This is a genomic window from Massilia rubra (assembly GCF_011682065.1).
Classification (GTDB): domain Bacteria; phylum Pseudomonadota; class Gammaproteobacteria; order Burkholderiales; family Burkholderiaceae_D; genus Telluria_A; species Telluria_A rubra.
This window is the reverse complement of the sequence record NZ_VUYU01000015.1, coordinates 160,094-170,401: the sequence shown is the minus strand read 5'-3', so window position 1 is coordinate 170,401 and position 10,308 is coordinate 160,094. Positions and strand designations below refer to the sequence as shown.

The window sequence follows — 10,308 nt, the reverse complement described above, 5'->3', positions numbered from 1 at the left end:
CGGCGATTTCGGTCGAGCCGATGGCGATCGCGTTGGTCCCGCTCTGCACTTCCGACACCACCCGCGTGAGCGAGTCGTTCATCGCGTGCAGGGCGCGCATCAGGTCACCGATTTCGTCGCGCGAGGCTGCGCCGAATTGCGTGGTCAGGTCGCCGCTGGCGACCGTGCCGGCCACCGCCACGGCCGCTCTCAAAGGCACCGTGATCGAGCGCGTGATCAGGAAGGCGCACGCGGCCCCGGTCAGCACGGCCAGGGTGCCGAGCACCAGCAGCAAGGTCACGGTGCGGGTGTTGGCGCGATCGATGAGGATGGCGATATCGTCGATCGCCTTGCGCTGCATGACCAGCATGGCTTGCAGGCTGTTTTGGTACGCATTCGCCGCCGGCATGAAGCTATCGTTGAAAAGCGCCACCGCCGCGTCGGCATCGCCCGCTTTTTTGGCGTTCATGACCTTGTCCTTGGCCGCCTGGTAGGCGCTGCGCTGCGCCTGGATCGACTTCATGGTCGCCAATTCATCGGCGCTCACGAGCAGCGGTTCTAGCGTCTTGATCAACTCCGTGCTGCGCTTGACGCTGTCGGCGATGGTCGTCGCGAAGGTGCTCGAGAGGGTATTGTCGCTGCTGCGCGCGATCAGCGCGGTGCGGGTGATGGCCGCGTAGGTGTTGCCATACCAATCGGAAATCAGGCGTTCCTTGGCCAGCGGCTCGGCCATCATGCGCTCGGTGGCAAGCGCGTTATCGCGCGCGGCCATGATGGCGTACCCGGTCGATACGATGGACAGCATCAGGACGACGGCAAAGCTGATGGCAAGGCGTGAACCGATGCGGATATCAGAGAACATGATGTTTTCCTTGCAATGGACGGGGGGATGGCAAGCCCCGATTATCCGCCCGTAACGCTGTCCCGGTTCGTTGGTATCTGGAAAATATTCAATATGCATGGGTTCGATTGTTGTTGAACCGTAACAAGGCCGGCATGCCTGCCAGCCGGGGGCTTGGCGCCACGAAACGATCAGTCGATTTTCCAGAAAGACAAGCTCAGCTTTGCCGTGTTGATTGTATTCAGCGCCGCTTTTGTTGTGATTTTTGGCAAGTCATTCATTTTCCCAACCCGGCGGCACCTGACGCTTGCACGCTGGCATCCCATCCGACTAGAATGAATCACTGGGCGCTAACATGGCGCGTCGGGCAAGCTACTGCGCCAGATCAAGGACATTGCGGGCGCATGCACAGCCTGCGAGCCGGGGATGTCCCTTGACCGGAGGGTTGATGTTCAGCACGCAAACGCTTGCCAGCCGCCTTCTCTACACCATGCTGCCGTGGTACCTGCTGCTGTCGGTGAGCATGACGGTGCTGCAACTCGGCATCCAGTATTTCTCGGTCAGCCGCGCCATCGCCGGCGACCTGGCCTCGCTCGGCCGCACTGTGGAACCGGGCGCGGCGCAAGCGTTGTGGGAGCTCGATACCGCCCGCCTGCGGGCCGTGGTGCGCGGCGTGCGCCAGAATGCGATTGTCACCGGGGTGCGGATCAGGAATATCGACGGCCAGGAGCTCGTTGGCGACGGCGATCGTCCCGCTGTGCGCTCCGGCGCGGGCAGTTCGGCATTGCCCGGCTACCAGCAGGAAACGGTGGCCTTGCGCTACACGGAGCGCGATAACAAGCAGCGCCTGATCGGTCATCTCGAACTGTATGCCAATGGCGACGTGTTGTGGGATCGCACCAAGTACAGCTTCTTCGTGGTGCTGTTCAATTCCGTGCTCGGCAGTACGCTGTTGTGGCTGATCGTGTCCTGGACCATCAGCTATCGCCTCTCGCGCAGCGTGACCGAGGTCGCGCGCGGGGTGGCGCAGTGGCGCGCCGCGCACGGCGGGCGCAGGGCGGACAACATCGCCTACCCCTACCAGGACGAACTGGGCCAGCTGGTCGGCGCCCTCAACGACAGCCAGGCGCAGCTGTTCGAACTGGTGCAGGAGCTCAAGGGCGTCAACCAGAACCTCGAGCATCTGGTGGCCGAACGCACCTGCGAATTGCAGCAGGCCAAGGACGCCGCCGAAGCCGCCAATCTGGCCAAGGGGCAATTCCTGGCCAATATGAGCCATGAAATCCGCACGCCGATGAACGCGATCCTGGGCATGCTCTACCTGGCGCTGAAAACCGAGCCGGCCCCGGCGCTCCGGAATTACCTGGGCAAGGCGCAAAGCGCGGCGCTGTCGTTGCTTGGCATCATCAACGACATTCTCGACTTCGCCAAGATCGAAGCCGGCAAACTCGACATCGACATCATCCCGTTCAGCCTCGACGATGTGCTGCAACAACTGACTGACACGCTTGCATACCAGGCCGGGCAGAAAGGGGTCGAGTTCCTGATCCGCTACGATCCGGCGGTCCCCTCGGTCCTGCTGGGCGACCCCTTGCGCCTGGGCCAGATCCTGCTCAACCTGTGCGGCAATGCGATCAAGTTTACCGAGCAGGGCGAAGTCGAACTGAGTTTTCGCGCCGTGGCCAGCAGTGACAGCGAGATCACCATCGACATGGCGGTGCGCGACACCGGCATCGGCATGTCGGCGCAGGTGCAGGGCGCATTGTTCACCAAGTTTACCCAGGCCGACCAGAGCACCACGCGCCGCTTCGGCGGTACCGGACTGGGCTTGGCGATCAGCAAGGAACTGGTCGAACTGATGGGTGGGCGCATCTGGATTGCTCACTCGGCGCCGGGGCAGGGCAGCACCCTGTGCTTCGAACTGACCCTGGCGCGCCCGGGGCCCGCGGCGCCGGCGCCGGCGCCGGCGCTGCTGGTCGATCCGGTCGGCCCCTTGCTCAAGGGGATACGGGTCATGGTGGTCGACGACAGCCAGTCCGCACGCGAGATCATGGCCGACATGCTGCGCTTCCTGCAGCTCGACGTGGCCGTGGCCGCCAACGGCGCCGAGGCGCTGGCCGCGCTGGCCGCCGCCAGCGCGCAACCGTTCGACCTGGTCTTGATGGATTGGCGCATGCCCGACATGAACGGCGACGAAGTGACCCGCCTGCTGCGCGCCGATCCGCGTATCGTGGCCTCGCCCAAGGTGGTCATGCTGACCGCTTATGGCCGCGAAGATGTGTTCCGGCTGGCGCAGCAAGCGGGCGTGGATGGTTTTCTCATCAAGCCGGTCTCGCCCTCGACCCTGCTCGATGCGATGTTGTCGGTGCTGGGCCGCAAACGACTCCTGGACAACCCCGGGCGCCGCCCGCCGGCCTTGCGCCCGCTCGCATCGGGCTTGTCCGGCGTACGCCTGTTGCTGGTCGAGGATAACGACATCAACCGCGAGTTCGCAAGCGAACTGTTGCGAAGCGAAGGCATCCTGGTGGACGAGGCGGCCAATGGCCGGCAAGCCGTCGAGATGGTCCGCAGCGTCAGCTACGACGGGGTGCTGATGGACGTCCAGATGCCGGTGATGGACGGGCTCGAGGCGGCACGCCGGATCCGCGCCATGGCCGCCGGCGCCGACGGTGCGCGCTTCGCCGCGCTGCCGATCATCGCCATGACCGCACTGGCGATGGCCCATGACGCCGAACAGAGCCGCGCGGCCGGCATGAACGACCATGTGACCAAGCCGATCGCGCCCGAGCGCCTGCTGGCCACCCTGGGCCGCTGGATACGGAGCGCGCCGTCGGCGACCCCGTCGGCGACCCCGCTTGCGCCGCCGGCGCCGGCCGCGTCCGACATCCCCGCCGACTTGCTGGCGCTGGCCAGCCTGGACGCGCGCGAAGGCATCCGCCGCATCGGCGGCAAGGCCGCCGCCTACCGCCGCCAGCTGCTGCGCTTTCGCGAGCACTACGGCGACGCCGCCGCGCGCCTGGCGGCCATGCTGGCCGCGCCGGACCATGACAGCGCCGACGCGTATTGCCATACCCTGCTCGGCGTGACCGGCAATCTGGGCGCGGGCGCCCTGTTTGCCCGGCTGGCCGCCATCAGCGCCAATCTCAAGCACGATACGTCCCCCGACGCGGCCGCGCTGGCGTCGCTGCACGAACTGCATGCCGCGCTGCTGGCCGACATCGACAGCCTGGCGCCCGCCGCCGCCGCCGGCGGGCCGGCCATGGCGGGCGCGCCCCTGCTTGACCTGCTCGACCAGTTGAGCGGCGCACTCGATTACGACCTGGGGCGGGCCGTCTTCTTGCTGGCGCAATTGCGCGCCAGTGCGGCCGGCACCGGCGCCGCCGCCGCGATTGCCGCGATCGCGGACTGCGCCGACGCCTTCGACATTGAACAAGCCGTGGCCCTGACCCGCGCCCTGCGCCTGCAACTGAGCCAGGCCGGCCAGCCCGATCCCATGCCGCCGCACGCCGCCGCGGCGCCCTTCCAGCTGTCATCCGGAACTTCTCCATGAATCGCTTCAGCCAACATCGCCCACGCATCCTGATCGTCGACGATGTCCACGACAACCTGCACCTGCTGATGAATATCCTCGGTGCGACCCACACCATGACGGCCGCCACCTCGGGCCAGAAGGCGCTGGAACTGGCGCGCCGCACGCCGCAGCCGGAATTGATCCTGCTCGACATCAGGATGCCGGGCATGGATGGCTACACGGTCCTGTCAAGCCTGAAATCGGACCCCGCCACCAGCCATATCCCGGTGATTTTCGTCTCCGCGCTGGACGACGCGGCCGATGTGGCGGGCGGCCTCGAACTGGGCGTGGCGGACTACATCACCAAGCCGGTCGACCCGGAATTGCTGCTCTTGCGCGTCAATACCCAACTGGCCTTGCAACGCTACCGCGCCGATGCGGCCCAGTTCGAGGAGGCGCCCGGCGCCGAGCCGGCCGCCGTGCCGAGCGTGCTGCTGGTCGACGACGTGCAGCAAAACCTGCACGGCCTGCTGGAAGGCTTGCGCGACGAGTACCGCATCATGCTGGCCGATTCCGGCGCCAGGGCCATTGAGCTGGTGCAGGGCGCGGCGCCGCCCGACCTGATCTTGCTCGACATCAGGATGCCCGGCATGGGTGGCCACGAGGTATGCCAGTACCTCAAGTCCTTGCCGGAGCACCACCGCATTCCGATCATTTTCGTCACCGTGGCCGACCAGGCGCAAGACAAGCTCAAAGGCTTCGCGCTGGGCGCGGCCGATTACATCACCAAGCCGTTCGATATCGAGGAAGTGCGCGCGCGCATGCGCACCCACCTCGAACTGAGCCGGCTGCGGCGCCACCTCGAACGGCAGGTGGCCCAGCGCACCGCCTTGCTCCAGAAAAGCGAAGAAAAATACCGCATCCTGGCCGAATACTCGCCGAACTGGGAATACTGGCTGGCCGAGGACGGCAGCTACCTGTACGTCTCGCCGGCCTGCAGCGCCGTGTCCGGGTATGCGCCGGCCGACTTTTTCGCCGATCCCGGCTTGATGGAAAAAATCGTCGAGCCGGCCGACCGGGCGGCCTGGAAAGAGTGCGGGCCGGACGGCGGCCAGGCCGAAAGCGCCCCGTTCGCGTGCCGCATCCGCGCCGCCGACGGCAGCGAGCGCTGGGTCGAGCATGTGGCCAGGCGGGTGCGCGACGCCACCGGCCAGGCGCGCGGCTGGCGTGGTTCGTACGCCAACATCACGCAGCGGCGCCAGGCCGAACAGCAGCTCGATATCGCCATCCACCGCGACGCCCTGACCGGCCTGTCGAACCGCGCCTTGTTCGGCGAATTGCTGGCGCACGCCGTCAAGCAGGCCGGGCATGCGCAATCGGAGTTCGCCCTGCTGTTCATCAACCTCGACAACTTCATGACGATCAACGAAAGCCTGGGGCACAGCGCCGGCGACCGCTTGCTGGTCGAGGTGGCCGCGCGCCTGCGCGCGCTGTTGCCCGGGGTGGACGCGATCGCGCGCGTGGGCGGCGACGAATTCAATATCGTGCTCGAGCGCGAAGCGAACGCGCCCGGCGCCGACCTGCTGGCCCAGCGCATCATCGACGCCCTGTCGCTACCGTACCAGCTGGACGGCACCAGCGCCTACGTCGGCGCCAGCATCGGCATCGCGCTGTATCCGGCCGACGGCGTCGATCTGGAGACCTTGCAAAGCAACGCCGCCGTGGCCCTGCACCAGGCCAAGGCCAAGGGGCCGGGGAGCTTGCGCTTTTTCTCGCCGGAGATGAGCGGGCGCGCCAGGGAGCGGCTGGCGCTGGAGGCGGACCTGCGCGGCGCGCTCGAACGGCGCGAATTCTCGCTGCACTACCAGCCCCAGATGGACTTGCGCAGCGGCGAGCTGGCCGGCCTGGAAGCGCTGATCCGCTGGACCCATCCGGTGCGCGGGAACGTGGCGCCGGCCGCCTTCATCCCGCTGGCCGAGGAATGCGGCCTGATCGTCGAGCTGGGCGACTGGGTCCTCCGCACCGCCTGCCGCCAGATCCGCCGCTGGAGCGACGCCGGGCTGGCGCCGCGTCACACGGCGGTGAATATCTCGGCGGTGCAGCTGAGCCGGGGGCGCCTGCTCGACTCGGTCAGGCGCGCGCTCGACGAAGCCGGCATCGCGCCCGAACAGCTGGAACTCGAAATCACCGAAAGCTTCGTCATGCTCGAACGCGAACTGTCGTTCCAGTCGCTGGCCGACCTGCGCGCGCTCGGGGTGCGCCTGTCGATCGACGATTTCGGCACCGGTTATTCTTCGCTCGCCTATCTGCAGCAACTGAAGGTCCACAAGCTCAAGATCGACATGTCCTTCGTGCGCGACATGATGAACAACAGCGGCAATGCGGCCATCGTGCGGGCCGTGATCGCGCTCGGACACAGCCTGGGACTGGAAGTGATCGCCGAAGGCGTCGAACAAGCCGCGCAGGCACGCCACTTGCGCGAACTGGGCTGCGACGTGATGCAGGGCTACCTGTTCAGCCGGCCGCTGACCGGCGACGACGCCACCGCCTTCCTTGCCGACGCCGGCAAGCGCACGCTCACTTTTTAGCCGGCCGCACCGGTTGAATGCTCAACCTGGCCTTGAGTTTCTGCACATCGCCCGATTTGACCAGCAGGTCGACGATGGCGTTCATTTGCTCCACCGAGATGGGGCCGTCTTTCCTGACCAGGTTCGACAGCGCGACTTGCGAATCGTAGCGCTCGGCGACGATCAGTTGCTGGCGCACGTTGGGGTCGTTCATGTACTTCGCCATGATCACTTCGGGAACGATGCCGACATCGGCCCGGCCAGCCTGCACGAAGCGGATCACCCCTTCGTTGGAGCTGAACAGATAGGCGTTGAAGTGTTTCCAGATATACGATTCGTCGGTGTTATTGTTAAATAGCTGGTAATGGTAGCCGCGCACGCCGGCCACGGTTTTCGTCGCCAGGTCGTCGAACACCTTGTGGCCGCCGAAACGGTTGGCGCGGCGCGCGAAATAGATATCGCCGCTGGTGAAGATGGTTTTGGTGGGCAGCAGGCCGAGTTCCGGCCGGGTCCACAAGGTGGTACGCAAAGGATACACGTCGGCCTCCTTGTCGATGAAGACGCGGTCGACGCGCAGGCGCGGGTAGATGACCAGGTCGAACTGGAAGGTATCCTGCACCTCGTTCATGCGGTTGATGAAATCGGCCAGGTCGCCCGCGGGCACGTTGCGGCTGTCCAGGTACATCAGCTGGGCCCACGAATCGGTGGCGACGACCACCTTGATGCGCGCCTGTGCATTGGCCGTGCACAGCGCCATGCACAAGGCCAGCAGGGAAGACGTCAGCAGCGTTCGAAAGTGGCTCACCGTGTACCCGCTAAAGGAGGATCTTGACGCATAGCATACCGCGAAACCGGCGTTCATCCAAGGTGCTGCGTACGGCGTGCGGCGTGCAGGCCGCGCCGGGGCATCAGCGGTCTTGCAGCATCGCCCCGATCACGCTCGACATGCCCTCGACCACCCTGGACATGCTGGCGTAATCGAGTTTATCGGGCGTATCGGCGCTGGTGTGGTAGTGCGGGTAGCGCATGGTAGCGGTATCGGTGATCATGATCGCGCTGTAGCCCTCGAGGTTATAGGAGGTGTGATCGGACCAGGTGACGCCGCGCACGAACGACGGCGCCGCCAGCGCCTGGGCGGGAAAGGACGAGGCATCGCGGAAGGCCGACACGGTCCTGCGCACCAGTCCCATCGAGCCGAGGGTGCTGACGAAGCCGATGAAATTGCCCTGGTCGGGATAAAACGCGCCGATGCCGGGCGGGTAACGCTGGCTGTTGCTGGCGTTGGAATAGTAACCGATGGTTTCCAGGATAAGCGCCGCTTCCACGTTCGCCCCGCGCGCCTTGAGTGCGCGCGCATGGCGGCGGCTGCCCATGCCCGGGCCGTTGTAGTAGGGCGGCTCTTCGTTCACGAACAGGACGAATTTGAGTTCCTTGCCGGGAGCCGGCGCCAGGCCCTTGAGCAAGCGTGCCAGTTCCAGCACGGCGGCGGTGCCGCTGCCGTTATCGTTGGCGCCCGGCGTGCCGGGTGCGGAATCGTAGTGGGCGCCGACGATATAGATGCGCTCCGGCTGCTTGCCGGGCGCGGTGTTCGATATCGACACCTCCAGGTTGCGCACCTTGTGGCCATCGAAAACATACTCGTCGCGGCGCACCGTGTAGCCCTGGGCGGCGAGGGTCGCTTCGATATACAGGGCGGCTTTTTCGAGTTCGGCGGGCGTGCCGGTGTTGTGCTCGGTGGAAGCGATGGCGCGCACGTGGGTGGCCAGGCGTGCCGGCAAGTCGGCTTGCTGCGCGGCGCCCGCGCTGGCGGAGAGCATGCAGGCGGCGGCGATGACGGTTGTATTAAATAGCGTGCTCATATGGTTTCCATGAAACCCCACCCCGGTGTCAGGTCTGACATTCGGACACGGCTTCAGCTGTGCAGCGGCTGGGCTCGTGTCCGAATGTCAGACCTGACACCGGCGGGGTGGTGCAGCGGCTGGGCTCGTGTCTGAATGTCAGACCTGACACCGGCGGGGGGCGGGGGAGTTTATTGCGGCGCGGTCCAGCCGCCGCCGAGCACGCGGTAGAGCGTGACCTGGTTTTGCAAGCGCTGCAAATTCGCCTGCACCGCCGCCTGTTCGGCGGAAAACAGCGAGCGCTGGGCATCGAGCAAGTCGAGGTAGCTCGACGCGCCGTTGCGATAGCGCAGGTCCGACAGCTTGAAGCGCTCGGCCTCGGCTTCGGCCACCGCGCGCTGCGCACGCAACTGCTCGCCGAAGGTCGCCTGGCCCGCCAGCGCATCCGATACTTCGCGGAAGGCCGTCTGCACCGATTTTTCGTACTGCGCCACGGCGATGTCGCGCCCGGCCTTCGCGCTACCCAGGTTGGCGCTGTTGCGGCCGTAGTCGAAGATCGGCAGCACCATCTGCGGCGCAAAGGTCCAACCGTACGAGCCGCCTTTGAACAAGCCGCTCAACTCGCTGCTGGCGCTGCCGGCATTGCCGGTGAGCGTTATGCGCGGGAAAAAGGCCGCGCGCGCAGCGCCAATGTTGGCGTTGGCGGCGATCAACTGCTGCTCGGCGGCGAGGATGTCCGGACGCACCGTCAGCAGGTCCGATGGCAGCCCGGCCGGCAGTTCGCTCAGCGACATCGCTGCCAGGGTGGTGCTGGTGTCCGGCCCGGCCGGCAAGCTCTGGCCGACCAGCAGGGTCAGCAGATTCAGATCCTGCGCGCGTTGGCGCTGTTGCTGCGCCAGCACCACGCGCGCGCTGTCGAGCAGCGACAATCCTTGTTGCAGGTCGAGCTTGGAGACCACGCCATTGTCGTACTTGAGCTGGATCAGCTTGAGCGATTCCTCCCGCGCGGACAAGGTTTTTTGCGTCAGGCCCAGCAGTTCTTCATCGGCCAGCAGGCTCAAATACGCGTTCGCCACCGACGCCACCAGGCTGATATGCGTGCTCTTGCGCGCTTCTTCGCTGGCCAGGTACTGCGCCAGGCCGGCGTCGCTCAGGCTGCGCACGCGGCCGAACAGGTCCAGTTCGAACGAGCTGACGCCAATCCCGGCCGTGTACAAGCTGGTGATGCTGTCGTCCGGCCCCGGCGAGCGGTTGCCGGCCACGCTCAGGTTGAGCGAGGGCAGGCGGTCGCCGCGGCGGATCTGGTACTGCGCGCGCGCCTGTTCGATGTTCAGGATCGCCACGCGCAGGTCGCGATTGTTGTTCAGCGCCAGTTCGATCAATTGCTTCAGGCGCGCATCGGCAAAGAAGCGCTGCCAGGCGATGCCCGATGCGGCTTCGGTACTGGCGCCGCCGACGGCTTGCAGCGGAAAAGCGGGGGCCACCGGCGCGGCCGGACGCTCGTACTTCGGCGCCATCGACGCGCAGCCGGCCAGGGCCAGCGCCAGCGCCAGGGGAGTCAGTCTTGTCATC

The 10,308-nt window shown here is 66.0% G+C and carries 6 protein-coding genes; 2 read left to right on the top strand and 4 right to left on the bottom strand.

The window, feature by feature from the left end; genetic code table 11:
- The coding region (locus F0185_RS21465) for an MCP four helix bundle domain-containing protein (RefSeq protein WP_167227901.1) at positions 1-841 on the bottom strand (841 nt) is incomplete at its 3' end.
- A gap of 427 nt (positions 842-1,268) precedes the next feature.
- Here F0185_RS21465 and F0185_RS21460 point away from each other — a divergent pair.
- Both F0185_RS21460 and F0185_RS21455 read left to right on the top strand, forming a co-directional pair.
- Entirely contained in the window at positions 1,269-4,370 is a 3,102-nt protein-coding gene (locus F0185_RS21460) for a response regulator (RefSeq protein ID WP_167227899.1), read from the top strand.
- Positions 4,367-6,919 (top strand): GGDEF/EAL domain-containing response regulator, encoded by a 2,553-nt coding sequence (locus tag F0185_RS21455; protein WP_167227897.1) that lies wholly within the window; start codon positions 4,367-4,369, stop codon positions 6,917-6,919. Before F0185_RS21460 ends, F0185_RS21455 begins: the two co-directional genes overlap by 4 nt.
- Here the strand turns inward: F0185_RS21455 and F0185_RS21450 are convergent.
- The 3 genes from F0185_RS21450 to F0185_RS21440 form a co-directional block, all read right to left on the bottom strand.
- Entirely contained in the window at positions 6,909-7,703 is a 795-nt protein-coding gene (locus F0185_RS21450) for a type 2 periplasmic-binding domain-containing protein (RefSeq protein WP_167227895.1), read from the bottom strand. The genes F0185_RS21455 and F0185_RS21450 overlap by 11 nt on opposite strands.
- A gap of 103 nt (positions 7,704-7,806) precedes the next feature.
- Positions 7,807-8,757 carry a M28 family peptidase gene (locus F0185_RS21445; RefSeq protein WP_167227893.1) on the bottom strand — a complete coding sequence of 317 codons (951 nt, stop codon included), beginning with the start codon at positions 8,755-8,757 and terminating at the stop codon, positions 7,807-7,809.
- 170 nt (positions 8,758-8,927) lie between these two features.
- The gene (locus F0185_RS21440; RefSeq protein ID WP_167227891.1) at positions 8,928-10,307 is read right to left on the bottom strand and encodes an efflux transporter outer membrane subunit; all 1,380 of its coding nucleotides are present in this window, start codon (positions 10,305-10,307) and stop codon (positions 8,928-8,930) included.
- Between the last annotated feature and the right edge of the window lies 1 nt (position 10,308).

What these genes read in the sequence shown, in the direction of transcription:
- F0185_RS21440 (WP_167227891.1), bottom strand. Translation starts at nt 10,307, where the DNA reads ATGACAAGACTGACTCCCCTGGCGCTGGCGCTGGCCCTGGCCGGCTGC.
- F0185_RS21460 (WP_167227899.1), top strand. Translation starts at nt 1,269, where the DNA reads ATGTTCAGCACGCAAACGCTTGCCAGCCGCCTTCTCTACACCATGCTG.
- F0185_RS21445 (WP_167227893.1), bottom strand. Translation starts at nt 8,757, where the DNA reads ATGAGCACGCTATTTAATACAACCGTCATCGCCGCCGCCTGCATGCTC.
- F0185_RS21455 (WP_167227897.1), top strand. Translation starts at nt 4,367, where the DNA reads ATGAATCGCTTCAGCCAACATCGCCCACGCATCCTGATCGTCGACGAT.